Here is a 25,902-nt window from a genome sequence, read left to right as displayed (position 1 = left end):
ATCATGAATAGTGTCTCCCCGAAATTGGTAGCCACCGGCCTCAGTGCCGGTGGATAATATGTAAACCAAATCGCTCAATTAGTTTTGCCCGGCAGCGACGCCGGGCGCTACTAAAACTCTTCAGTTCCGGTATCGGATTACCTCAAAACTTTGGAGAAACACAACGGAAGTCTGTCGAATTTCAGTTTATCAGTGATTTTAGATTGGTCACGGTCTCTTTTGATAACGTGTTCTCAAGGACAGGCACGATATCGGGTTGCTCGGCCTTTCCATGAATTTTAAGCAGCAGAGTAACCGGGGTTTTCTTGACGCCTGCATCTCCCTGCGTTTTTGCTTCTCCCGAATCCTCACCGATACCCAATCGTTTCAGTTCCTTATCTAATCCAGTTATTTTCAGGAGATCTCCGTGTTTCTTTATGGCCTCATTAACAGCAGGGATTTTGTTTAGAGCACTTCCGACAGCGGTGTAGGTCTGTATACCCGCAAATGCGTCAAGATTCATTGAATGTAGCCTCAGTGTCCCCAAAGCACCGGCACGGATATCAGATCCTTTCACACACAGATTGTTTGTTACTACATCACCCTGTCGTATGCGAAAATCACCGGAGAGTGACTTGAAGCTCAACAGTCTGGTTTGTTGCACTTCCTGAACATTAAACAGCACGTTCAGAGCCAGATTGGCTTTATCGAGGATTCCCTTCAGGCGATCGGCTCTTATCTTGCCCGAATCCATTGCAACCGAAAAATTCCCGTTGAGTTCGGGAATGGAATCGACGTGCCTAACTGCACCTTTTATTTTGAGCGGTCCTTCGAGAGTTCCTCGTACACTGCACGACAATTCCGAAGTCTCCAGAGCAGTTCCGTGGATGTCGACTTCGCCTTTTATACGATCCAATTCCAGGCCGCTGCCGGGATGATAATCGACGCCGTTCAGTCGCACTTTTCCATGAGGGACTATTTTGTCGGCTCTTTTGTTGAGAGTAATGGACGCGTCCACCGGACCGGCTACCTTTAACTGAGTTGCTGCAGGGATGAGTTTCGTCAGTTGCTTTAGATCGGCTTTCGAGACATCCAGCGTGATGTCGCCGAGATCGCCTTTACGATCGAATGCCTTCCCCTTTGCATTCAACACCACTCCCGGAAACGTCACTTGCCCGGCGGTGATGTCGAGCTGTCCCCCGGAGTATTTTCCGGAACCTCTGATGTTGCCTGCAAGCCCCCCGGGCTTTCGGAACCAGTTTCCGGCGGTCATGTCAAGATTGGCGAGCGGCATGGCAACCGACCAGTTCAAATCGGAAGGCGAACCGGAAATCCTGGCCTTGAGCGGTGCGCTGCCTTTAACCGTAATATCTTGATTCTGCGCCAGAAGTACTGCCATCACATCTGTATCCAATTGTAAAGCAATCGTTCCATCCACATTCGGTGCAGGAGATCCGAGTTCGTTCAAGTCGCCTTTGAATGTCAGAATGTCACCGGTCTCGTGACCGCCACGTACGGAGAGTCTCGCTTCCTTCAAATCGATTCGTTTGGGACGAAGCATGAATTTTGATTCAAAAGCCACGTATTTTCCGGGAATCCATTTTCCTTTCGGATCGATCCTGAGATTTACTCCGGTCAGCCCGATGTTCACGATTGCAGGCTCTACACTCATCTGTGGCTTCAAGGGCAAGAAATTGCCTTTCACCGAGATGCTTGCTTTACGCCCTGAAGGCTTTTCGATGTACGGCAGCCATTCGATTTCGGGACCGCTCAAATCCGCTTTCATATCGACCCACAGACGCTCGAGCCTGCCTCTGAGAGTTGCCGAGACTGGTATGGTCCCTTTCACAGCTACTCCTGCGGGGAGGTGGACTCCCAGTTTGTTGGACCACTCAGGTCGGAGGAGCACCTGCGCCTGCAATTCCAAATTGCGATCCTCGACAAAAGGCCTGGCGATAGTACCCCTGACGGATGCAATGCGTTCCTTTTCGAAGATTTCAAGCGATTCCAACTGGAGGGTATCCGGCTCCAATCGCGCCTGAGTGTATATCCTGCTTTTTTCTGCCAGTCCCTTGAGAACGCCCGATGGCACAACATCCTCAAGCGTAACCGTACCTTGAACCGACCAATCGCGAGAATTCCTCCACTCTGATTTTACGAGAGCTTTGATGACCCCGGTTTCCCTATCCAGGGGAAAGTCTTTCGGGAGGCTCGCCGACAGGAAAGTCATGGGAAAATTGTCGGTCTCGGTTGTGATAGCTGCACTTTCCAGTGAGGAAAAATCGGACGAAACCACCACGTCCCCATGCATTTTGAGTTGGGCCGGAAGTTTCGTCTCGGATTTGAGCGCGACTTTGAATTTAACGTCCGTCTTTCCGTTGTTTACCCAGTTCAGCGATGCTGCACAGTGCTCGACAACCAGTCTTCGATCGAGCCATGGAGGCAAATACAGATCGAAGGGTCTCAGGTTCAAGCTCCCCGTCGTGATGTTAAGAGACGCTGCCTCAATGCTCTCCATAGAGGGAGCAGGCTGTAAGAAGCCGTTGCATTTGAGAGTGGAACGCTTTTCTCCTTCCAAGGAAAATTCTGCTTCCATCTTAACATCAACCTTCCGATCGGTTTCATTCCTGGTCAGACTCGCATTTACGTTCTTAAGACTGGCCTGCATTTCCTGTCCCGGGAGAATATGCTGATCGACCCAATCGATGCGAGCATTGGTCAAAGTGACGGTATCCACCGACCATTTTATCCGATTATCAGTTTCCGGTTGTTGTCTCTCCTGAGCGCGGGGTCGATCTTGAGATGGCAGATCCCCTGCTCTCTCAGGTTCCGAAGATCCAGGTACGGGGATAAACACTGCTGCCACTGATCCGTCCGGATTGCGCTTCACTGTAGCGCGCAGTCCGTGCACGGAAATAGATTCAATAGCAATTTCCTTGTTGAACAACGGCAGAATGTCCGGTTTCAGAGTCAGCTCATCGGCGGCAAGAAGCAATTTGCCCTGCGGGGAGACCACGGCGATTCCCTTTATGTAAAGGCAAAGCGCTCCAGAACAGGAGGGCGATACTGTAATCGAGCCCACACTGACCTGCTGTCCGGTTAACTTCTGCAGTCGATCCTGTACATTAGACCTGATGAATTCGGTTTCCGGAAGAAATCTCAGGGCCAACAGCACTGTGATAATGAGAATTACGGCTATAACCGGAATGATTACCGACAGCCTTTTGAAACGCATGGGTACTTTCTCCGCGGCTAGAGGTCTCGATAGATTTTGAATATTTTCTCCCAAGTACCGGTAGATTCTAAGAACATGGATAATTCCACAATTATTTCATCACTTGTTTCAGCCCGCTTCAAATCCAATGTGCCGGAAGTAACTCAAATAAACCAAATGATTTGGTATTGCAAGGGTGCACCCTCGGGTCTCCCACCGCGTTCGCTCCCTTATTCTGCATAAATAAACAGTTACGATAGAAAAATGTTTGGCTGTTCAGCCATATCATGCTTACTATATATTTGACAGATGCCTTGAATACTGCAATTCTGAAGTCTTGCCGGTCGCGTGGGTTCTTTCGGATTTTCCTATAGGACGAGATACCGAAAAACCACCCGCCTCGGCAGAATACAGGGTTCAGGAAAAACAGTTCACAGGAGTTCTATAGGAGTCATGAGCAGGAAGATTTTCGCGGTCGGTGATATTCACGGCTGTTACGACAAATTGACGGCAATGATGAAGATACTTCCATGGAGCCGCGAAAATGGCGACTTGCTGCTCTTCATCGGCGATTACATCGATCGCGGCCCCAGGTCCCGAGATGTTGTTGAGTATCTCGTGCAGCTCCGCAAAAAGGGTGGCGAATTCGTGTTTCTCAAGGGAAATCACGAGAAGATGCTCCTAGACTACTATATCCAACAAAAAGATCAGATGCTCTACGTAGCAAACGGCGGTGCAGAAACCATAGCGAGCTATGTTGAGGGGGGCATCGGCAGGAAGGCCTTCGTACTCCCTGAGGAGCATTTGGATTTCTTCCTTTCCCTGGGCCTTTATTATCAAACAGAGGATTATATTTTCGTGCACGCCGGTCTCAGGGATAACATCAAGATCGCCGAACAATCAGAGGAAGACTTGCTCTGGATACGTGAAGAGTTCATTTACTCTGCGTACGATTGGAATAAGAGAGTGATTTTCGGTCACACGGCTCTGGAAACACCATTCGTCACACCCAGCAAAATAGGGATCGATACGGGTGCAGTGTACGGCAATAAGCTGACTGCAGTGGAACTACCCAGGATGAAGTTCTACCAGGTGTAATCGAATCGAACCGGCATTTTACACGATCTGCTCAAGCCAAAATATTATCAGGGATCATTGCTTCCAACCGAGCGTGCGAAGAAACCATTTCTTCAGCAATTGTATGCAATGGGGATCGAGTCGCAACCTGTGAGCTCCGCGTTCGATAATTTCCAGTTCGGCAACCCCTCCAGGAGCGTTTTCATATAATTCACGAGCCTGGAGCAATGGGATCAACTCATCTTCGTCGCCGTGAACGATCAGCAAGTGCTTTCCCTTGTAGTGCCGTATCCAGCGCTTGGGGTCTATTTCTATGAAACCTGAAATCCAGCGATCCACGTCTTTGGGATAATCCTTATCGCGTATAATACCCCGCGCCTTGAAGTCCGCGATAATCTCTTCCGGGTCCTTGTTGAAAAACGAAAAATCGGCAGGTGTGCCGGCAACTGCCATGCTATAGATATTGGAATTTTCAGCAGCTACGCGTATCGCAGCGGCCCCACCTCCGCTGAATCCGAGCACCATGATTCGCGTGGGGTCGATGTGAGGCGTGTTTACGACCACGTCCAGCACTGCATCCAGGTCGCGGGTCCACCCCATCATGTCAAAATCCCCGCCCGAATCGCCGCAACCACGAAAATTGAAGATCACTGCTACGAGGCCTTCCGAGGTGAATTCTTCTGCCAGCCCTTCATAACCCGGGTCGCTTTCAGGTCTAGAGGCTCCATATCCGGGAATCCCATGACAGATAACCACGGCAGGGTACAGCCGTGCCGGATGTTCTGAAGGAAACAGGACTTCTCCCCGAATGGTAATGCCGTCGGAAACAACCGAAAATGGTTTTCTGTCCCTTTTTTCAGGATCGACCGTATCGATCTTCCGGACCCCGGTCTTGAAACGAAGTGCATCCAACAGCTTGGCGAACCAGACTTTAATCAAATTGCTTTCCATGAAACAGAATAGACCTCCTCTGCGGGACTCATCAGACCGAACGAAACTTGACTCGGTCCGGGCGATCTTCAGGAGTCTGGCAGATATGAAACGATATTCCAAGTGTCATGACAGCATCTTCTTATATCCATTTGCTTTCTAAGTTGGACGAAAATCCCCTCTAGCCCCCCTTCATAAAGAGGGGAACGGGGGATTTTGAATGCAAATTGCTATTGTATTATTCGATGCGGAGAAACGTTCGAGATGACTCCAGGATTTGCTTGTGGTCGGTCAAGAAGAAGATGTGTGCTCGAGCGCGAAGAAGAAACGAGGACAACCTTCCTGTGTGCTCCCCGTTTCTTTGAAGGCGAAACAGTGGATTCCGGGGCCCTGCTTTAGGGGTCGAACGGGATTGAGGTCTGCAGTATCGAACCTGTTGTTCTCTACAACGCGGATAAGAAACGTTCCACCTCGCTCAGGGCGTGTGTCAGATTGGTTACCAGGTCTCGCATGTGAGGCTCGGGGAAGAGCTTCAAGAGCAAACCCGCGTCGTCTGAAAATTGAATGGACTCCTCAAGGCCGCCGTCGATATTTCTAAGCCTTCCGGCCAGCGTATGCTGTACGTGCGTTTCCATGCTCGATTCCTTCCGATACTAAAACCAAATAAAAAAAGACCAAATCAAAAACAGAAAACGGCTCTGTTCCTTAAGCGCGGGGAAAAATCCGGGTACAAGACGGACAGTAGAAAACCTTTTCCCGGGCCATGAACATGAAAGCTGCAACGCCCGTGAAGACCGCCCCCAGAAGAAACAGTATGCCGGTGATATATACGGTTACCAATCGAAGTAATGAGAACCCGTCGAAAAAGCCGATCACCGCAGATCCACAAAATCCGAGAAAAAGAAGAATACCTGCCAGAATGAGCGCTTGCTTGCTTCTGGATCGATCGTATATGTCTCGGACTCCAAAATGCATAACTGTCTCGCAGCCATCGCACCGCGGTCCCGACTCTTCTACATGATCCTGTTCCATTTGATCCAGAGCAGGAAGGATATCATCAAGCGAATTCTCGAATTCAGGCTTCGTTTCCATGGATTTCAGAAAATCATTCTCCTCTCGCGCGGTCTGCGGAGCCATGAATTCATCCGGCTCGACAATTGCCGGTGGGATTTCCGTGTGTTTCACAGGAGCATCGGCCAAGGATTCCTGTTTTGTAGGGTCTTCCTTGCACGCTTGTTCCGCGACAGGTTCCGAGTCTTCCGAGACCTCCGAAGGGTTCACGTTTTCGCGACTGATCAGTTCCTGGAAAGAAACCCCACAGCTTGGACAAATATCGAACATCACTTCATGGGAAGCGAGGCAGCACGGGCAGATGAAACTGGATGTTTCAGTCTCTTGCCTTTCTCGCAGGCTCTCCAGACGGTAATGTTCCTCTAATTCTGAACTCGAGACGATCTCTCGTTCCACGAGCATGTTGTAGAATTTTTCCAGTCCCACGGGGGTCAAATGATATTTCTTCAGCATGTCCGCGTCGGTCATTCCCGCGCGAAAATCGTCCAAAAAATCCTTGACTCTAATGCTTCTTCTCTCTTGATTGGCCTGGATACTGCTCATAGTGTTTCACCTCAAGTGTACAGTGCGTTCATGTTATAGCAGAATATCACCAATAAGACAACATTAAATCGCACTGTTATTGAGATTATCTAGAATTTAGTTTAATAAATTAGCCACCCCCGATTCTCGCTCCTGTTGCCCGTAGATTGGTGTCGCGAGTCCTTTTCGTGGAGCTTGTCTGTTACGCGCCCTATTAGCGTTCCTAAAGGATGAAGAATTGCCGGTCTCTTTTCCTAAATTGCGGTACAGCGCGCCTTATTCGTCTTTCTTGCAAAAGCTCCCGGATTCGGTTAGTTTTTTCTGGAAACTCGCACACTTTCCAACTCTAGGAAAAAATGACCATGGGATTAACAGTCCGATCGTTATTTGCCGCAGCTTTTGTTCTTGGAGTCATGGCATGCGAGGTGTGCGGTGCCGAGGAGCTGAAAAAGGCCATCTGTAAACCGAAGCTCCAACAACTCTCCACTATCGCTCTTGGCAGCGCCGGCCAATTCAGTTGGGAATGTCCGGAACCCGGCAGGCAGGGAGACGGTTATTTCATCGTTTTTATAAGGCCGGTAGGTACTTATGTGTTACTGAAGGTACCGGAACGACGGACCGCGTTTGAATTTGCTCCGGATATGCCCGGGAACTGGCGGTGGATAGTAATAAATACCGACCCGGATCGCGGTCAGCCGGATGTGGAATCCGACCCGGGATATTTTCAGGTGACTCCCCCCGAAGAATCGATTCACTAGCAACGTTGCGGATTGTTGAATACTCAATGGCTGCGTAAGATCCGTGATTGTTCCGGCCGAAACCTCATATCTTCTTTAACTGTCCTGATTTCATCTTTTGGTTAAAATTTGACCAATTGACAAACATATTTTAAGTTCAGCTTCACATGAGTCCATTCGTGTGCTATAGGCCACCCTCTGTAATCGAACTGAAAATTTTTCCAGCAAGGTACAGAACTAAATGCTTCCAAGTGAGTCAAACGAATAGGTCTAAATCAAGTCCCCCCTGCAGAAGGAGAAATGTACATGTTGAATGTTCGAATTCGGGCGATCTTTTTGGTGCTGTCCATGGCTATTTTTGCCGGATTGCCTTTGGTATCTCATTCCGCTGAAGCTCAGGCCCCATCTGTGCTGAAGCAGTTGGATGAGGCTTTCGTGCAGGTCGCCGAAAAGGTAACTCCCGCCGTAGTGAACATCAGATCTTCCAAGAAAGAAGCAGCATCGGGCGTCCCAGGCGAACTCGATCCTTTTTTCAAGCACCCATTCCGGGATTTTGACGATTTGTTCAAACGTTTTAAGAAAGGGCCCAAACCTGAAGGTTTCAAGCAAGAAGGATTAGGTTCGGGCGTGATCATCAGCTCGGACGGCCACATCCTTACAAATTCCCACGTAGTGAAAGATGCTGATGAAATTCAGGTAAATCTCTCCGACAGAAGGTCCTTCACAGCGAAAGTTATTGGTACTGACTCGGAAAGCGATATAGCGGTGATCAAAATCGATGCTAAAGATCTGCCGATTGCCAAGCTCGGCGATTCATCCAAACTGCGCGTTGGAGAATTGGTGATGGCAATCGGAAATCCTTTCGGTCTGAATCGTACCGTGACATCGGGTATTGTCAGTGCAACGGGTCGGACAAACGTGGGCATCATCGATTATGAAGACTTCATCCAGACTGATGCAGCGATCAATCCGGGCAATTCCGGCGGGCCGCTCGTAAATATCAGTGGTGAGGTTATCGGGATCAACACAGCCATTGCAACTCGCAGCGGCGGTTATCAGGGCATCGGGTTTGCCATTCCGTCAAATTCGGCAAATCTCATTATGGAAGATCTGCTGAAGGACGGAAAAGTCCGCAGAGGACTACTTGGAGTCAATATCCAAGATATGAATGAATCTCTCGCCAAATCGTTCGGTCGTACCGATACGAAGGGCGCGTTGGTAGCCCAGGTGGTGGAGGGAAGCCCTGCGGAAAAAGCCGGAATCAAGCCCGAAGACATTATCCTCAAGTTTAACGGTCAGGATGTCAGTGGTGCAGCCGAACTGAAGAATCTCGTAGGTCGCCAAAAACCTGGAGCTACTTCGAAGTTGACCGTGTGGCGCAATGGCAAAACCGTGGATTTCAGCATTGAAATCGGGGAACGCACTGCAAAAGCGCTCGGCACGCCAGTTCCTCCAGCCGCAGGCGAAACATTCGAAGAACTGGGACTCGAAATTGAACGTGTTCCTGCAGCCGCAGCCGAAAAGATGGGATTGAAAGAAGGTCAGGGAGTGCTGGTGAAGGATGTAAAAGGCGACGGTCTCGGCTCACGGATGGGTCTCCGCTCGGGAGATGTGATCCTGGAAGTCGACGGTAAGAATATTTCGAGTCCGTCCGACTTCAGTGATGGAGTGAAGAAAGCCCGAGAACACAAGGTCATTCGTTTGAAGATTCAACGAGGGACAGCGAAGATCTTCGTAGCCTCTCCTATCGGTTAACTTCCATTATCTCAGGCTCTCCGCCCCTTATGGCCGGAGAGCCGCTCCCACAATCCTTAGTGTTATCTTCGAGTGTTTTGGCCTGGTTGTTTCCGAGGAAGAACTGGAAACACCCTGGCGGCTCATCGCCAGTTGAGAAAAAACATAAATAATTTCAAGTTCCGGAGGGACGACTGAACACAAATTCGCCCGGATAATCTCCTCCGCCATAACAGCACGGCTGGCAACCCTCCGTGAATGACGAAGCAGATCCGACTTTCTCTACAAGACTTCTCCCCGGACTACATATATTTTACCTCTACAAAGTAGCCATGTGGCTGAAGGTCTTTCAACAAAGCATGGGCAGCTTGCCGGAACAGGGCTTTATGTTCCCGGGCACTCCCTATCCGCCTCATTTCTCCTGGAAACATGCTTTCCTTCGAATCGAACGTGCCCTCGTTGAAATAATTATCGAGCGCTTCTTCCCAGGAACCTTTCAGCTCGCAATTCGCGGAATGGCATAGTTCGAAACAGATCTGCTGTCGCTGAAAATCCAGTGCCACTCTGACTTCTACGTGAAGACCGGCTCTGTAGGTCGCGTCAGCGACTGGTGTCCCTTCATGAGAAATGTGAGCGACGATGATCATAAGCGTCTCCCGCTATCAGTGGTAATCGTCGGAAGTTAGTATCGTAGCAATTTCTACGCATGCTGTCTAGCCGGCAGGGTATGCTTCATCCGACCGAGTTATACCATTTCGCAGTTGTGCACCTAAAATGGCGAAGGCTGAGGTGTCCTGAGCGGAGTGATTGGAGGTTCTGCGTCGTCCGGAGCGAAGGATACTTCAGCCTCCCAGATTATGAAAAGAAAAGCGAATCGGTATTAGAAGAGTGACTCACTAGCAACGACTCCACGTGCCGTTCGTATTCAGGAATACAGCGGGCGAGGAGGCTGGTGAGGGTCTTTTCAGCCCGCTGAACGAACAGCTTTTGACTTGACAAGCTATAGCGAGTAGTTTAAACATTCCTATTTCGAGGGGGCGGGAATTGTGATTTTTGCGTTAAGCAACAGTTTTCGCAAATTATTTTCCTTGATTGCAATTATTTTTTAATGTAATGACTGAATGTGCCGTTTTGATTGGCGTGTTCTGTACTACCTTATTGCAACTCTGTTGAAAACATCCAGAATCGGATGGGAGGTTATGCTTGAATGGAACCGTGTCCTGTACTGGTGAAAGGTAACAGAGAAACGGACAGGCCTTACAGGAAAGTGGACTGCGATCATTACGGTGATTGTCTGGACACGGCGCTTAGAAGCCGGTGGTCTGATTTTTCTTGTTCCGAATGCCGTGCTTACACGAGAACACGATTTATAGAGCAAGCCACCGGATCTGACGATTACTGGTAGGCTGTTTGCTTTTTGGATTCGAGGGTGTTCCGCGTACCCGCCATTGTATTGTGGGCAATCGCTTTTGCCTATGTGGAGTCGGCTGTAGTTGAATACTTGAGATGCATCTACTATCCGTTGGAACGGGGAGGATTCCAGTTTCCGGTGCTCAGTCTGGAGCAATTGGAAGCTATGGGTCCGGAACATGTCCGACGATTGATAATAGAGCTTGGTCGTGAAATCTCCACTCTTGTCATGCTCGTCGCCATCAGTCTTTCTGCTGCCGGCAATCGTCGTGAGGCGTGGGCCTATTTTCTGATCGCCTTCGGAACCTGGGATATTTTCTATTATCTTTGGCTAAAATTGTTTCTCGGATGGCCTCAGGGAATCATGACGTGGGATCTTTTATTCCTTGTTCCTGTTCCTTGGGTTGCTCCCGTGTTGGCGCCTGTACTTATTTCCGTGACGATGATTGCGGCCGGCCTCACGGTCCTCGCGTTCGAGTGGATCGGTCGTCCGTTGGAAGTGTCTTGGAGCGCCTGGGCTCTTATCGTTCTCGGCGGCCTGGTGGTGATCGTTTCCTTTTGCCTCGACTTCCATACCATCACGACGGGAGGATATCCCAATCCATTTAACTGGCCTTTATTCGGGGCAGGTTTGGCAACCGCTCTCGCATCCTTTTTGTGGTCGGTCGTGCGCCATGTGCGCGCTCTATCTTGACTCTGCCTGTCTGCTCTGGTAATTATTTCTTTTTAGCTTCGATTCGGCTTACCGAGCCTTACCTAAAGGTCCCGGGCAAACCGCATTTCAGTCTGGATCGATACAGAGGAGGCTTCATGGGCAAAGTACCACGCAATAGGCCGGGATCTCAATATGATGAGGACCAGCTTGGTTTCGGGGATATTTTCACGGAACACATGCTGCAAATGGTATATTCGGAAGAGGACGGGGGTTGGCAGACTCCTGAGATTACTCCCCTGCAGAATCTTGTCCTGCATCCCGCTACAATGGTTTTGCACTATGGTCAGCAGGTGTTCGAAGGCTTGAAGGCTTTTGCCGGACCGGATGAGGATGACATTCTTCTCTTCAGGCCGGATATGAATATAGCCCGATTCACAAAATCCTGCGACCGGCTATGCATACCGGCTCCGGATCAAGGTCTGTTCATGGAACAGATGAGCAAGCTCATTCGTCTGGAACGGGATTGGATTCCCAAACAGCATGGCACCTCTCTTTATGTGAGACCTACCATCATCGCCACAGATACACACCTGGGGGTCAGACCTTCGAGGAAGTATCTTTTCTACATCATACTTTCTCCGGTTGGAGCCTACTATCCTGAGGGTTTCGAGCCGGTGAGAATCATGGTTACGGACAAGTATATTCGTGCTTGCCGGGGCGGACTCGGTGAAGCCAAGACAATGGCAAATTACGCAGCGTCTTTGCTTGCCGCAGAAGAAGCCCATTGTGCTGGGTTCACTCAGGTTCTCTGGCTGAATGCCGTGGACAAGCTTTCCATCGAAGAAGTCGGAACCATGAACATCTTCTTCAAGATGAACAACGAGATCGTTACCCCTGCACTGGAAGGAACCATCCTGCCGGGTGTTACTCGTGATTCGGTGATCCATTTTGCTCGGGAGCTTGGGCATCCTGTCGTAGAGCGTCAGGTTTCCATAGAGGAGATCGTCAAGGCAGCGGAAAACGGAGCACTCCAGGAGATATTCGGCTCTGGAACAGCAGCAGTGATCTCTCCTGTGAGTCATTTCAGGTACAAAGATCACGATCACATGGTGGCGGACGGGAAAACCGGTCCTGTAGCGAGACAGCTTTTCGATGAGTTGACAGCGATGCAGACCGGACGTAGATCCGATCCCTTCGGGTGGGTGGTCAATATCGGAAAATAATCTTGGGATTCTGTCCAAGAACGAATTCGGGGAGCCTGAACAAATGTTCGACTCCCCGAATTGTTTGTGTGTTTTTGAAAACGCTAAGATGCAGTGCTTGCCACTCGGAACCCGTAATTCGGCTCCTGAGTTTTTCTCAGGAGTTCCTCAACCAACGTTCGATGTACATTTTTAGCTGCTTCATTCTGTCTGCTGGAAAATTCTCTATCATTTTCTTTATTTCCAGATAGTTCGGGTCGTCACGGAATCGATGAGATTTTGGAAGAGTCTTTCCCTGGGACGAATTCATGTCGCGCATCTCTACCACTCCTCTGGCCATCCGTTGAAGCATTTATGGTCCGCTTCATAGTCCAGGCGGATCGAGATGTCAACGGAAAAGAGCGCCCGCAAAACTGCTTCTAAAAGCTCTTCACGGGAGTCGTCGATCCATGAGCGGCTTGGAATCGGGCTCATGCGTCGCGAGATATGCTAAAAATAAACCAACAGTTTCACAAATCTGCCTAACGTTTTCATTTGACGATAGATATTATATCTGATATGCATCCCACAGAACGAGATGCGGAGTTGTATATGTTTTCCATTGCCAAGGGGAAATTCAGTGACATTGTGAGGCTTCCAAATCACACTCTCCTGTACGGTGTCATACTCACGGCGCTCGGGGGTTTTGTCACTTTGGGGTCCGTGACGCGGATTTACGAACTGAGGGAATTTTTTCCGCTGAGGGTACCGGAACAGGTAAACGAGTTCATTCTCAATTACGTCCCCTTCATTCTCGGGACATTCGTGACCACGATAGCCGCCCTCGCGGGTGTGATTGTAGGATTGAACTGGTTCTTCTCAGGTTTCAAGCAAATGTGCAGACTGCGGGTGCAACTTCGTTGGCCCGGAGAGTTTTACAGACCTGAAACCGTCTCTCTGGGGTTAAAAGAAGGCAAGCTGCGCTCGTATGAAAAATCCCCTACGCTGCTGTTTTTCATATTGGGGAAGATCTGGTCCAATGCGAAGTATATATCTGAGATATCCGGCCAAATAGTGCGCTGGAACATCCGATTCATCTGGACTGCCCTCGCTTTTGCCATTATCCTACATTTTCTTTTCAAGTCATTGGTATTCTTACCGAAGTATCTTTCGGAATTGGGATTGGGAACAGGTTATGTGCTTCCAAGCCCCATGCCTTTTTACAATCTGCTGGCAATCGTCTGCATTCTCAAACTGGTCATAGCCTTTTCGCTTATACCCCTGAAAAAGCCTGGCGCAACGCGAGAAATGGATTCCATGATCGTTGAGGGACGCGGCCATCCATCGGTCTTTTTCGCCATTCTCGAGGAAGGCTCCAAGATTTTTGCGCATAAGGGATTTTCGAATCGTATTTCCCGCTCGAGACCGGTGGTCTGTGAGGACGGCGAAACCATGATCGGCACTCTGGTGGAAAGTTTTCCCGAGTACATCAAAACATCCTCCAAAACTGCCGCCCTGCTAAGTCTTCTCATAGGATCCGTCATGGTCCTGGTAGGCTTTCTGCAGATAATCCTCATGCAGTATCCCGCTTTTTCCGTGACGTACGAAGAATTCTTCCGACTCCACGCCCTGAGCATGGTCAGCGATATCTTCCTGTACGTGGCAATGATTCTTCTCGGGAAGAGTTTCCTGGATCAGGCGCGCGCGCTCATGGCAGTGTACAGGTTCAGGTCCAGTCTTGTTTATGCGGAAGCTAAGGGAGAATTCGATCGCAAAGTGCTTCCCGATCTCAAGGGCATCGTATCCGCAGAACGGCTGTTCAATCCGCTGACACAATGCGCTTTCAACGTGCGATATTTTTCCGCGGAAGCTGTTTCGGAAGCCATCACCCCTGAAGGCGTGCGGGAGCTGGTAGGCCTCGAAATGTCCGGGAGGCTGGCCAAAGATGTGGCACGGCTCAAATTTATGCCCTTCCAGGTGAATTTTGTAGAACGCTATCCTTCTTCCTGGATCTCTGAAGATTCGGACAAAGACGAAGAAATAGTTCAGGTCACAGGAGATCCTCTGTCTCTGGCGGACGAGATGTCTCCTGAACCCATCGTTTCTCAGGAAAATTGCAGATGATATGGCATGGACTGATCTGCTTTTCTCTCAGCAGTGTCATCATGACGTCCTGGAATGAAACCGCGCTGTCGAGACCCGAATTGAGCAGGCCTCGGGCATCTTTCGTATCCCTCGAAGTACGACGATCCGTGGAAGACCATTTGCGGCTGAGGGAATTAGAAAAACTCGAAGCTATCGTCGCTTCTCTCGGCGGCAAACCGCACTACGCAAAAAGCCTCTTGGAGGCTGGGCGTGAATTCCAGATCGATCCGGTTCTCCTGACTTCACTGACGTTCGTGGAATCCAGTTTTCGTCCCAATGCCGCATCGGGTAGAGGAGCAAAAGGGATGATGCAACTTCGTCCCATAGTCCTGGAGGTGTTGGGCGTAACGGACCCCTGGGACCCTCACGAGAACATCATGGCAGGAGCGGCATATCTTCGTCACTGCTTTGAACGGTACGGAAAGTACAAGCATTCGACCTATCTTGCATTGGCAGCGTACAATGTCGGGCCCGCACCACAGGAGAAGCTCCTGGAGTCCGAACCTGCGCGGCGTTTTGTGGGCAAGGTGTTGCAGATATACAACAGGCATGCGGATAAACCGATTCTGGTGATGCCTCGGCCGCCCCGTTTAACGTCTGCATCTGCAAGAAATTCATAGATAGGAGACACGGCTGTCAACACTAAAGATTGTGAGTTTCAGGAAACTGGGTTAACATTCTCCAAGACAGATCAATGTTTTGCATTAACTAGTCTACTCTATAGACGATTAGTAATCTTCGTACCTTGACGGGACAAAAATAGCTGCTATCATGGCCGAATCCGCAGTATCTGCGGGTGCTCCCATGAGATTGTAGGAATTGGCGAGCCGCAGTCCCGTTCCGGCTCGAAAGATAAACAGAGTAGTCTCACGCCGGAAGACAAGGGGTTTACCTTCCTGTTTCTATCCGGGAAGAGGTGAGCAGATGAGACATTCTCGAGTGCGTTTTGCGGCCGTGGTGGCAGGGTTGATCCTTCTGCTGGTAGTCACCGGTTTTGCGGACGATTACCTCGTGATCAAGAAAAAAGACGGTGCTTCACAGAGAGTCCCTCTGAAATTCAATCCTGACCAGATCGAGTCACTTCACGTCGAACCCGGTCAGCCCGGCGTACCTGCGGCCAAGGATGAAGAGCCACCGGAAGCGGCGCGGCCGGAGGAACCCGAGGGCGCTCCCACTGCTCCAATGATTCTCAGACAGGGAGGACAGGCTCCAGTCAGAGGATTGCCCCAGCAGTCACAGGAACAGGAATCCGCTCGAGATCAAGGGGCCAGAACAACCCAACCTCCGGCCCAGGAGAGACAACGGAGCGAAGCGCCGGCCGCCGGACCCAAGAAGGTGGAACAGGCAGCCATACCGGCTCCAGGCAAAGGCTTCAGTGTGAACATCTACAAGCTGCCGGACAATATCAAAGCTCTTCCCGATTACAGCGCGTTTCCGCCTGTGGGCACAACCACCTGCGATCGGATCAACTTGGAGCCGTCCAAAGGCGAGAACGATCCAGGTGGCCTACCGGAGAATACCAACGGTCTCGGGCTGAGATTCATGGGGATGTTCATGGTGAGCGGGGAAGGCATTTTTAAGTGGCGCCTCCAATCCAAGGACGGAGCCCGCATGCATATCGACGACAAGACCGTGATTGAGAACGACGGAGTTCACGAATCCGCATCGAAAACAGCATATGTCCATCTTGCTGAAGGCATCCACACGGTGATTATCGATAGCTTCAATTCTCAGGGGGCACCTCTCCTGAAACTGTTCCTCCAGCCTCCAATGGGACCTGAACAGGTATTTAGTTCCACTGCCGGCGCAGTTGGTTGGAAAGAACCCGACAAGCCATACGACGTCTTGTGGGGACAGGTATATTTCGTTCCCAAAGGCAATTACCCGGAAGGACCTGATTTCAGTCAATTGAGTCCCATAGGACGTCTCATTACTCCGTCCCTTGATCTCACCGGCACGACTGGATTTGTTGGTTTACCGGGAAAGAAAGAGATGGTGGGGGTCAGGTACCAGGGCTTTTTCAACGTTCAAGGAGCCGGAATCTTCGCGTTCAGGCTCGTTGCCGACAGCTTTGCACGCTTGACTATCGGCAAGCAGTCGATTGTAGAGACTGCGTCCTCGAGTAAATCGGATCAGAGCAGGCTCGGCTGGGCTTTTCTCCAGCAAGGAAGCTATCCTATTACTGTCGATTATTTTAACCCTCAAGGAGATCCCAAACTACAGCTCTATGTGACTGCACCTACCAACAAAGAAGAGTTGTTCGCTCCGGCCGAGGTGTTGGAAGGATTTTCCGCGGAATCCAGCGAGCTTAGCCTTATCCCGGCATTCGTATATTTCATCAAGCCAAACACAAAAACATTACCGAATTACAATAAGATGACCCCTGCAGGGATGTTCTTCACCAAAGCGATCGATTATCCAATCAACAGAGGGACACGAGAATTTTCGGGGGTACCAAAACGAGAAGACTGGCTCGGCCTCCGGTTTTACGTGAAGTTTACGCTCTCTGACCAGGAAGCAGGTAACTACAAATTTCGTCTGGTATGCGATGACGTTGCTCGCTTGATTGTCGGTAAGAAAATGGTGCTTAACGCGGATCAGTTGGGCAAACTTCAGGATGTATCGGGGTCCGTTGCATTGCCTGCGGGGAGTCATGAAATGTTCCTGGATTACATGCAAGGAACCGGGCCCAGCGCATTGCAGCTCTACATCACTTCTCCCGGAGGCGAAGAGAAAGTCTTTGCTTTTCAGTAGACGATAGAGTGTAGAGCGAATATTCGTGCAATCTGCACGGCGCTCAGAGATTGATGATAGTAAAATCGGGGAACCTTACACGAAATAGGGTTCCCCGATTTTTTGTTGTCCGCGACCGTTAGAGCGATTGCCAAGAATTCTGACGCTTATTCCGCTCTCGAATACAAGATACTAGTGGGGATCGGCGTCTCGAGATTGTCGCAAAACTATTTATCTATAGTTTCGCGATTCTTGCATGGTCGAGTCCGCGCGTGGAGCGCGGGCCGTTGAGTTTTTCGAACTTATTGATTCGGCTGGCTTTCGAATAAATTCTCAGCGAGAAATGACTCCTTCGAGCTGCTGCCAGCATGTCTGAAAAGGTGAACGACTTTTTCCGGCAGTACCAGGGAGCCGGGTCGGCAACGAGGTTCTTTGCAGTGACGAATTGCCCAACGAACCAAAGCACTACAAAGCAGTAGGCCCAGTAAGCAAACATAGGGGCACGGGTTACCGAGGTCTCTTTCCGACACTGAGGTTCAGCCGCACCCAGGAGGTTCTTGGTCTCTCGATTGGTCATCTCAATGCTAAAGCGTGCAGCGTAGCGCTCGATAATCTGCTGTGGTGCAGCCTGAGGGTCCGTATCGAAAAACACCATATTGGCATGGTGGCCGGCCCAATGCTGTTGACTTAAGCTGCGGGGACATTTTTGTACCTGCGGTAAAGCCATTTGTTTTTGCTTTGCTTGTTCACCCTTGGTTGGGGTGGTCGCTGACTGTTTGGTCGATAGTATTTGACACGATAGATTTCTTTGAGAATATCCTGAAAGATTTCGATGGCTCTTTCAGGATCGTCTGCGGCGAGCACGGCGGCTTCAGACGCGAGCGTCATGACCGCATTCTTGAACTGAGGTTCTCCGAGCTCTCCACCGAGTAACTGGGTGGAAATGGCCATGAGAGTTCTTGAGATCACAGCCATGATCGCAGCTGCAAAGAGTTCTTGCAGGACGCTGTTGCAGGTTTTGCCATGAAATTTTTCGATTTCGAGCCCAATCTTTTCATCCCGGAAATAGCTCTCGATTTCCCATCGCCTGAAATAGAGGTCAGTGATCTCCTGTCTCGGAAACTCCACCTTGTCGTAAAGATTCGTCAGGAGAACCGAGAGGGTTCCGTCAGGATTGGACAGTCTGATGACTCTCACTCTGATGGGCTTGGCGGCCTTTCGTTGTTCAGCCGTCACCTGGCTGAGATAGTTCGATGTCGGAGGAATCACGATTTCGGCTTCGCTCTTCCCGCTCCGAATGAATTCCTTTACTGTGGCGAAGGTGGACGTTGCGGGGCAACGTATCACGAAATAGCCTTTGAACTTGTCCAAAAGGTAGCTGAGAAATTCATATCCTGGGTAACCTCGATCCAGGAGCAAGACACTTCCCTCAGGCACGAGGGGCAGGAGATGTTTGGCTTGGTCCCGCTCCGAAGAATTCACCGGGACCACAGTTCTTGCGATGGGCAGACGTCTGAAGACGTCATAGAGCGTGCATACAAGACACTGAGGATAATGTCCTTTGCCCGCTTGCCCAAGTCCGCTCTCAGGATCAAACTCGGCCCTGAGCTCATCGGCGGCTGGAAGCGTATAGTCGGAGCCATCTATCGCATGAGTGGACATACCATGCCACTCGTCCTTCGGGCTCTTAGGCCAACACTCATAAGCCAGACCAACCGCATCATCGAGTATTTGCCGAAAGATCCTCCAATCCACCTTTTTGCGCGCCTTGGTGAGCGCGCTTCGATGGATCGCCTCGGCGTCAGGCCAAAGGCCAAGAATTCTGGCATGTCGAAAGAATTCACCGGATTTCATGTCCACTCCTTTACCCTTTCCACTGGCGGCAATGGACAAGATGAAGGTGATAAGCTTTCCAAAGGCGAGTTTTCTGTTTCGAGTAAAGTCCTGAGGCGAGCGTTTCTTGGAAGGGTCGATTTGTCCGGGAATAATGTGAAGAAATTTTTCAGCGTACGCGCTAAGTTGGCATGGTTCTTCAAAGCATAATGCGTGCCATAATAAAATCCTTTCAGCAGCTTGTTTTGAAAGAATTTATCGCGCGTAACTACCCGCATGTCAACACAATTCCTTCTGAATTCTCGGAGGTTAAACGTGAAAAATCAAGAACCCTTTCCTTAATTCAACAGCATTGGGTGGCCGGCCGGGTCATGGCACAACACGATCGAAAGAGGCTGTTGCCCTGCGCTATGATACCATAGCGCCGTGAACTGATGTATCAGGAGCTTAGTTTGTTTTCCATAGCAGAAGACCCTAATCTCATTCCACCCCAGATTGGGGTCCTGGAACATCGTTTCCAGGGAGGGCAGTCGAGCGCCTCTCTTGCGAGGTCTGCCCATCACTGTAAATGGAGCAGGTTCCAGCACAGCGAACAAAGCTGCATCCTTTCTCAGCCTCCCTGTAATGTGCACATTCTTGGGTCGTGCTTTGAGGATGGTATCGCAGCAGTATCCCAGGTCGAACACAATTCTCAGTCTTTCTCCCTCTTGGAGCCATGAATGAGTCAGATTTATAAGATCCAATCCAAGTTCGGGTTTTGTCTTGTAGGGCAGGCTCTTGGGATTAAACTTGGCCTTTGGCGGCCACCAAAGGCGGGCAGCGTATGGCAGACAAAACATGCGATCGCTGATGCCGGGAAGGCGAATCGCCAGTCCTATGATGACAAAGCACACTCCATACCCCTTTTGCTTAGTATGCTTTGGGAGTGAACCATCATGCTGCCAGCCCGCGCCACAGATCTTCTTGCCAGTGTGCTTGTTCAAGGTGTCGTCAATCACCACAAGGATCTCGATCCCTTCTGCAATCAGCGTTTCTACCAACATTCTGAAGACGAAATAGGAGACAAAGTCAGTCTCCCATCGTCCCTTGCCGAGGAATCGGTAGATGCTGGCGAAGTGCTTGGATTCATGGAGTCTCATGGTCAGAATCACCTGGCTGATAGTGTGCTTGCCCATAGTGAGCACCCAACCGACCACCAGCGCAACGAAGATACGGAAACTCGGTGCGCTGAAACACGCTCTGAAATGAATCTCGTCAATCCCGAACGGATCTGGTATAGATCTCTTCAACTGGCGTTCCTCCTTCCCAGAATCTTTCACAAAACCGGGTATGTGCGGAACGCCTTATTTTTTCAAGGATTATCTCACCATCTAACCGTCCAGAATACAAAAAGGGCGAAACTATAGGCTGTATAGCTGTTATCGAAAGTCTTGACGGAATCCAATGCCTGCAATGGGAAGAATCAGTAGCGCCGGCGTCCCTGCCGGCGATAACTTATTGCTTTGTTTGGTGAATTGTTCGCCGGCACGGAGGCCGGCGCAATGCTGTTGACTTAAGCTGCGGGGACATTTTTGTACCTGCGGTAAAGCCATTTGTTTTTGCTTTGCTTGTTCACCCTTGGTTGGGGTGGTCGCTGACTGTTTGGTCGATAGTATTTGACACGATAGATTTCTTTGAGAATATCCTGAAAGATTTCGATGGCTCTTTCAGGATCGTCTGCGGCGAGCACGGCGGCTTCAGACGCGAGCGTCATGACCGCATTCTTGAACTGAGGTTCTCCGAGCTCTCCACCGAGTAACTGGGTGGAAATGGCCATGAGAGTTCTTGAGATCACAGCCATGATCGCAGCTGCAAAGAGTTCTTGCAGGACGCTGTTGCAGGTTTTGCCATGAAATTTTTCGATTTCGAGCCCAATCTTTTCATCCCGGAAATAGCTCTCGATTTCCCATCGCCTGAAATAGAGGTCAGTGATCTCCTGTCTCGGAAACTCCACCTTGTCGTAAAGATTCGTCAGGAGAACCGAGAGGGTTCCGTCAGGATTGGACAGTCTGATGACTCTCACTCTGATGGGCTTGGCGGCCTTTCGTTGTTCAGCCGTCACCTGGCTGAGATAGTTCGATGTCGGAGGAATCACGATTTCGGCTTCGCTCTTCCCGCTCCGAATGAATTCCTTTACTGTGGCGAAGGTGGACGTTGCGGGGCAACGTATCACGAAATAGCCTTTGAACTTGTCCAAAAGGTAGCTGAGAAATTCATATCCTGGGTAACCTCGATCCAGGAGCAAGACACTTCCCTCAGGCACGAGGGGCAGGAGATGTTTGGCTTGGTCCCGCTCCGAAGAATTCACCGGGACCACAGTTCTTGCGATGGGCAGACGTCTGAAGACGTCATAGAGCGTGCATACAAGACACTGAGGATAATGTCCTTTGCCCGCTTGCCCAAGTCCGCTCTCAGGATCAAACTCGGCCCTGAGCTCATCGGCGGCTGGAAGCGTATAGTCGGAGCCATCTATCGCATGAGTGGACATACCATGCCACTCGTCCTTCGGGCTCTTAGGCCAACACTCATAAGCCAGACCAACCGCATCATCGAGTATTTGCCGAAAGATCCTCCAATCCACCTTTTTGCGCGCCTTGGTGAGCGCGCTTCGATGGATCGCCTCGGCGTCAGGCCAAAGGCCAAGAATTCTGGCATGTCGAAAGAATTCACCGGATTTCATGTCCACTCCTTTACCCTTTCCACTGGCGGCAATGGACAAGATGAAGGTGATAAGCTTTCCAAAGGCGAGTTTTCTGTTTCGAGTAAAGTCCTGAGGCGAGCGTTTCTTGGAAGGGTCGATTTGTCCGGGAATAATGTGAAGAAATTTTTCAGCGTACGCGCTAAGTTGGCATGGTTCTTCAAAGCATAATGCGTGCCATAATAAAATCCTTTCAGCAGCTTGTTTTGAAAGAATTTATCGCGCGTAACTACCCGCATGTCAACACAATTCCTTCTGAATTCTCGGAGGTTAAACGTGAAAAATCAAGAACCCTTTCCTTAATTCAACAGCATTGGGAGGCCGGCGCTACCAATTGCTGGGAACTGCTCTTCACAATCCGTGATTACTTTCGAGAATCGGTATAAGACAACAAAATCGTGCCACGATCTGGGATGAATTTCGACTTTTGAGACAGTCTCTCTGCCGGTCCATTCTATCGATATCATTGAACATATTGAAGATGTGCCGGCACGGAGGCCGGCACCCACCAATATTCTTATCCTCAATCGGACATTAATTGTGGCAATTGTTACAGAAGAGGGATTCCGAAATTTCTTTTCTTACCTCTCTCTCCTCTCAAAAAGATACCAGTTCAAACCCCTGCCGCTCGTGACTTTCAGGTTTATCAGGTTGAATTGCGGGAAACGCTTTCTCACAAAGGTGAAGACCTCTTCTACAGTAGCGAACTCATAAGGATAACCGCCAAGCCAATCCGTAGCGTCCGTCTTCCAGCTCATTCCTCTGTGAGATTTGTAGTTCCTGATATGAGTGACAGGATTTTCCAGCCGGGCGAGCACTATCGCGATGTATGCTGCCATTGCGAGAGGCTGGAATACGTATTTTCCTACTGCAGGATTTCTGTTGTAGATGGTTTTAATTCTGAGCCAAAAAGGATGTATCCAGGACGTGGAACCACTTCTATTGAGGATTCGGTTGTATATGGCAATGTAATAGGAACCGCCCGGCTTGACGAGCCCCGCGGCATTTTGGATTGCATCCCACATGTGACCGGTGTGATGGAGCACGCCCCAGGAGTATACAATATCGAATTCTCCCAACCCCGCCAAAAACTTTTCATCCAGTACCGATCCGTTCAAGACGTGCCAGTTCTCGGGACGGTTCGCATTTGCACGCAGGTACCTGCAGCATTCGACGCTGAAGGGGTCTACATCGAAGCTCACAATGTTTTCGGCGCCAAGACGGTGTGCAGCAAGGGAGAACAGTCCACTTCCGCAGCCGATGTCCAGGAAGCTTTTACCGCGCAGATCCGAGACATTCAAAAATTCAACGAGGGACTCTTCGGCAATCCTCACCCGCTCTTCGCTGAGGCTCTTGAGAAATTCCTGCCAGTTCCGTCCAAAGGAAAATGTCGGTGTAGTCGCTGTGTCGTGCATTCATGGAATCCGATCTTCACACATGCCGTATACTCATTGGAATGAAGCGGGCAGAAAACGATTATTTAATATGAATTTGCATTCAAAATCCCCCATTCCCCCTTTATAAAGAGGGTTAGAGCGGATTTTCGTCCAACTTTGAATGCAAATGGGTATAAGGTGCCGAATTATCAATCTGGAACTTATTCCCATTCAATAGTACTGGGCGGTTTTGAAGAGATGTCGTACACCACGCGATTGATGCCTCTCACCTCATTTATGATCCTGTTGGAAATCACTCCCAGCGTTTCATGGGGAATGGGATACCAGTCCGCGGTCATTCCATCGGTTGCTTCAACAGCTCGGAGAGCTGCAACATGTTCGTACGTGCGCTCGTCTCCCATGACGCCCACGGAACGAACGGGCAGCAGGACGACAAAAGCCTGCCAGATGTTCCGATATAATCCTGCTTTTCGGATCTCCTCGATGGCAATTGCATCCGCTTCCTGAAGCACTGCCACACGTTCCGGGGTTATTTCACCAAGAATACGGACAGCCAGTCCAGGCCCGGGAAAAGGATGTCTCCAGAGAATTGAATCCGGAATCCCCAATTCAGCGCCCAACGATCGGACTTCGTCCTTGAACAGCTCTCTGAGAGGTTCTATCAGCTCAAGGTTCATGCGTTCCGGAAGACCGCCCACGTTGTGGTGGGTCTTGATGGTAGCCGAAGGTCCACCTTTGAAGGACACGCTTTCAATCACGTCCGGATAGAGAGTTCCCTGAGCCAGGAATTTGACGTCCGGAAATCGTGCGGATTCTTCTTCAAAAATACGGATGAACTCCTGGCCGATAATTTTGCGCTTTTTTTCAGGATCGATGACACCCCGAAGTTGGCCGAGAAAACGGTCGGCTGCGTCCACATAGTCCAGTTGTACTCCGAGATCCTCAAAAGTGGATAGTACTTCTTGCGCTTCATTCTTTCGCAATAAGCCATTGTTGACGAAGATGGGATGCAGTTTGTCCCCTATGGCTTTGTGCAGAAGAACAACCATGACCGAAGAATCAACTCCGCCGGACAGAGCCGCGACCACGTGAGCATCCCCGACGCGATCTCGAATATGCTCGCACGTTGTTTCGATAAAAGACGCCATGCTCCAATCGGGTTTGAGCCCTGCTATTTTTCGTAGGAAATTCTGCAGTATTGTTGCGCCATCCGGAGTGTGGACCACCTCAGGGTGAAACTGAACCCCGCAAATCCTGTGATCCGGGCTTTCGAACGAAGCGAAAGCGGTATCTTCGGTGCTTGAGGTGACTTCAAAACCCTCCGGCAGCATCATAACCTTGTCGCCATGACTCATCCAGACTTGTGCGCCTGGGCGGATCCCCTCCAGCAACCAGGAATTCGGATTAATGTACGATAGATTGGCTCTTCCATATTCCCGGTCGTCCGCAGGTTCGACACGGCCACCCAGAGTATGAGCTATCGCCTGCAATCCGTAGCAGATACCGAGAATCGGTACGCCGGCACTCAGGATTTCTTTTTCCAATTGGGGTGAGGCCTGACCGTATATGCTTGCCGGTCCCCCCGAGAGCACGATTGCGGCCGGTGCATTCCGGGAAATAGCCTCCATTCCTTTGTTATAGGGATGTATTTCAGAGTACACGCCGGCTTCTCGCACGCGGCGCGCAATCAATTGCGTGTACTGAGAACCAAAATCGAGAATCAGCACGTAAGCTGTAGCTGACAAGGACTGAACCTCCGAGTCGCAACGGAAATTCCGTGAGTTTGATGTTCGGTAAAGGCGATAGGGTTACCACTTGTCGGGTAGTAAGAAGAATCACCTTGTACATGAGTAATATAAAAACCACCCGAAGACAATCGAGTGGCTACGATGAAGCGCTTTTTCTGATGAATTATCGTTGTTTTCGCAGCTCCGGTCAAGACCGGTGGCGGAACGAAGTTCCAATAAAGAAAGGGACCGAGGTTCGTGACCTCAGTCCCTTTCGTATGTTTGCTTTCAGAAGCGAAGTCTTACTTCACAGCCTGTTTCTTGATCATTTCATAGGACAGGCCGGGGGTTACGCAAGGATTGCAACCGGGGGACTTCACGCTGTATTTTTCAACATTGCTTACCAGCTTGCCGCCAGGGGTAAGAGCAGGAGGAGCGCCCCAAGCAACGGGGCCACCATACGCAGGGGCCACGCACTTCGGCGGAATGATCTGCACTTTCATAGCGCAGGTTGTGCCCTTCCAAACGCCCCAGGGACGAAAACCACCGGTGTACTGCTCACAACCATCCAGCATAAGGGTGCTGTCGCCACCGGGTGTTCCCTTTGTGGCTTTGGTGAAAGAGGTCTTCACCTTCATGGGGACCATAATCATATCGCCGGATGCAGCCACGGCCGGCATTCCCGACACAAAAGCGCAGGCGATACCCGCGGTCATGATCAGAGCCATAGCGCTGAGCACAACTATCATTTTTTTAACCATACCCAAATCCTCCTTTTATTAGGCCCCACCGACAACCGGGGAACCGCATTTGGAATTAT

19 protein-coding genes and 2 pseudogenes are annotated in these 25,902 nt (G+C 50.2%); 9 read left to right on the top strand and 12 right to left on the bottom strand.

Annotation, left to right across the window (positions count from 1 at the left end):
* Positions 1-181: 181 nt before the first annotated feature.
* Entirely contained in the window at positions 182-3,214 is a 3,033-nt protein-coding gene (locus tag DESTI_RS02840; protein WP_014808456.1) for a DUF748 domain-containing protein, read from the bottom strand.
* Between the two features lie 432 nt (positions 3,215-3,646).
* Between DESTI_RS02840 and DESTI_RS02835 the strand changes: the two genes are divergently transcribed.
* Positions 3,647-4,291: a metallophosphoesterase family protein gene (locus DESTI_RS02835; RefSeq protein ID WP_014808455.1), complete on the top strand. Its 645-nt coding sequence runs from the start codon at positions 3,647-3,649 to the stop codon at positions 4,289-4,291.
* 54 nt (positions 4,292-4,345) lie between these two features.
* On the opposite strand, the gene DESTI_RS02830 is transcribed toward DESTI_RS02835, so the two are convergent.
* The 3 genes from DESTI_RS02830 to DESTI_RS02820 all read right to left on the bottom strand — a co-directional run bounded on the left by DESTI_RS02830 (position 4,346) and on the right by DESTI_RS02820 (position 6,814).
* Positions 4,346-5,221, bottom strand: coding sequence for an alpha/beta hydrolase family protein (locus DESTI_RS02830; protein WP_014808454.1), 876 nt, complete (start codon positions 5,219-5,221; stop codon positions 4,346-4,348).
* 422 nt (positions 5,222-5,643) lie between these two features.
* Positions 5,644-5,835: a hypothetical protein gene (locus DESTI_RS02825; RefSeq protein ID WP_014808453.1), complete on the bottom strand. Its 192-nt coding sequence runs from the start codon at positions 5,833-5,835 to the stop codon at positions 5,644-5,646.
* A 70-nt stretch (positions 5,836-5,905) separates the two neighbouring features.
* Positions 5,906-6,814 (bottom strand): DUF308 domain-containing protein, encoded by a 909-nt coding sequence (locus DESTI_RS02820; protein WP_014808452.1) that lies wholly within the window; start codon positions 6,812-6,814, stop codon positions 5,906-5,908.
* Between the two features lie 341 nt (positions 6,815-7,155).
* On the opposite strand from DESTI_RS02820, the gene DESTI_RS02815 reads away from it, so the two are divergent.
* Positions 7,156-7,551 (top strand): hypothetical protein, encoded by a 396-nt coding sequence (locus DESTI_RS02815; RefSeq protein ID WP_014808451.1) that lies wholly within the window; start codon positions 7,156-7,158, stop codon positions 7,549-7,551.
* Positions 7,552-7,836: 285 nt separating this feature from the next.
* The gene (locus tag DESTI_RS02810; RefSeq protein ID WP_014808450.1) at positions 7,837-9,285 is read left to right on the top strand and encodes a DegQ family serine endoprotease; all 1,449 of its coding nucleotides are present in this window, start codon (positions 7,837-7,839) and stop codon (positions 9,283-9,285) included.
* A 281-nt stretch (positions 9,286-9,566) separates the two neighbouring features.
* On the opposite strand, the gene DESTI_RS02805 is transcribed toward DESTI_RS02810, so the two are convergent.
* A complete protein-coding gene (locus tag DESTI_RS02805; protein WP_014808449.1) occupies positions 9,567-9,911 on the bottom strand; it encodes a hypothetical protein in 345 nt (114 codons plus the stop codon).
* A gap of 560 nt (positions 9,912-10,471) precedes the next feature.
* Here DESTI_RS02805 and DESTI_RS02800 point away from each other — a divergent pair.
* From DESTI_RS02800 to DESTI_RS28335, 6 genes are all read left to right on the top strand, one after another.
* The gene (locus DESTI_RS02800) at positions 10,472-10,669 is read left to right on the top strand and encodes a hypothetical protein (protein WP_014808448.1); all 198 of its coding nucleotides are present in this window, start codon (positions 10,472-10,474) and stop codon (positions 10,667-10,669) included.
* Positions 10,670-10,693: 24 nt separating this feature from the next.
* Positions 10,694-11,368, top strand: a complete 675-nt coding sequence (locus DESTI_RS02795) for a hypothetical protein (RefSeq protein ID WP_014808447.1) — start codon at positions 10,694-10,696, stop codon at positions 11,366-11,368.
* A gap of 116 nt (positions 11,369-11,484) precedes the next feature.
* Complete coding sequence (locus DESTI_RS02790) at positions 11,485-12,552, top strand: branched-chain amino acid aminotransferase (protein WP_014808446.1); 1,068 nt, start codon at positions 11,485-11,487, stop codon at positions 12,550-12,552.
* A 570-nt stretch (positions 12,553-13,122) separates the two neighbouring features.
* Positions 13,123-14,634, top strand: a complete 1,512-nt coding sequence (locus DESTI_RS02780; RefSeq protein ID WP_014808444.1) for a hypothetical protein — start codon at positions 13,123-13,125, stop codon at positions 14,632-14,634.
* A complete protein-coding gene (locus DESTI_RS28340; protein ID WP_014808443.1) occupies positions 14,631-15,275 on the top strand; it encodes a lytic transglycosylase domain-containing protein in 645 nt (214 codons plus the stop codon). Before DESTI_RS02780 ends, DESTI_RS28340 begins: the two co-directional genes overlap by 4 nt.
* 304 nt (positions 15,276-15,579) lie before the next feature.
* A complete protein-coding gene (locus DESTI_RS28335) occupies positions 15,580-17,409 on the top strand; it encodes a PA14 domain-containing protein (protein WP_014808442.1) in 1,830 nt (609 codons plus the stop codon).
* 214 nt (positions 17,410-17,623) lie between these two features.
* Here the strand turns inward: DESTI_RS28335 and DESTI_RS02765 are convergent.
* The 7 genes and pseudogenes from DESTI_RS02765 to DESTI_RS02720 form a co-directional block, all read right to left on the bottom strand.
* Positions 17,624-18,061: pseudogene (locus DESTI_RS02765) on the bottom strand (IS701 family transposase); the annotation flags it as partial.
* 14 nt (positions 18,062-18,075) lie between these two features.
* Complete coding sequence (locus DESTI_RS02760) at positions 18,076-19,293, bottom strand: IS4 family transposase (protein WP_237671475.1); 1,218 nt, start codon at positions 19,291-19,293, stop codon at positions 18,076-18,078.
* A gap of 284 nt (positions 19,294-19,577) precedes the next feature.
* Positions 19,578-20,510: pseudogene (locus tag DESTI_RS02750) on the bottom strand (IS701 family transposase); the annotation flags it as partial.
* A gap of 263 nt (positions 20,511-20,773) precedes the next feature.
* Positions 20,774-21,991, bottom strand: a complete 1,218-nt coding sequence (locus DESTI_RS02745; RefSeq protein ID WP_237671475.1) for an IS4 family transposase — start codon at positions 21,989-21,991, stop codon at positions 20,774-20,776.
* A gap of 548 nt (positions 21,992-22,539) precedes the next feature.
* Positions 22,540-23,373: a class I SAM-dependent methyltransferase gene (locus DESTI_RS02730; RefSeq protein ID WP_014808441.1), complete on the bottom strand. Its 834-nt coding sequence runs from the start codon at positions 23,371-23,373 to the stop codon at positions 22,540-22,542.
* Positions 23,374-23,555: 182 nt separating this feature from the next.
* Positions 23,556-25,100 carry a glutamine-hydrolyzing GMP synthase gene (guaA, locus tag DESTI_RS02725; RefSeq protein ID WP_014808440.1) on the bottom strand — a complete coding sequence of 515 codons (1,545 nt, stop codon included), beginning with the start codon at positions 25,098-25,100 and terminating at the stop codon, positions 23,556-23,558.
* 284 nt (positions 25,101-25,384) lie between these two features.
* On the bottom strand, positions 25,385-25,843 hold the full coding sequence (locus DESTI_RS02720; protein ID WP_014808439.1) for a hypothetical protein: 459 nt from the start codon (positions 25,841-25,843) through the stop codon (positions 25,385-25,387).
* Between the last annotated feature and the right edge of the window lie 59 nt (positions 25,844-25,902).

It is taken from the genome of Desulfomonile tiedjei DSM 6799 (assembly GCF_000266945.1).
GTDB classification, from domain to species: Bacteria; Desulfobacterota; Desulfomonilia; order Desulfomonilales; family Desulfomonilaceae; genus Desulfomonile; species Desulfomonile tiedjei.
The sequence above is the reverse complement of the archived record's forward strand: the minus strand, read 5'-3'. Positions and strand labels throughout refer to the sequence as shown.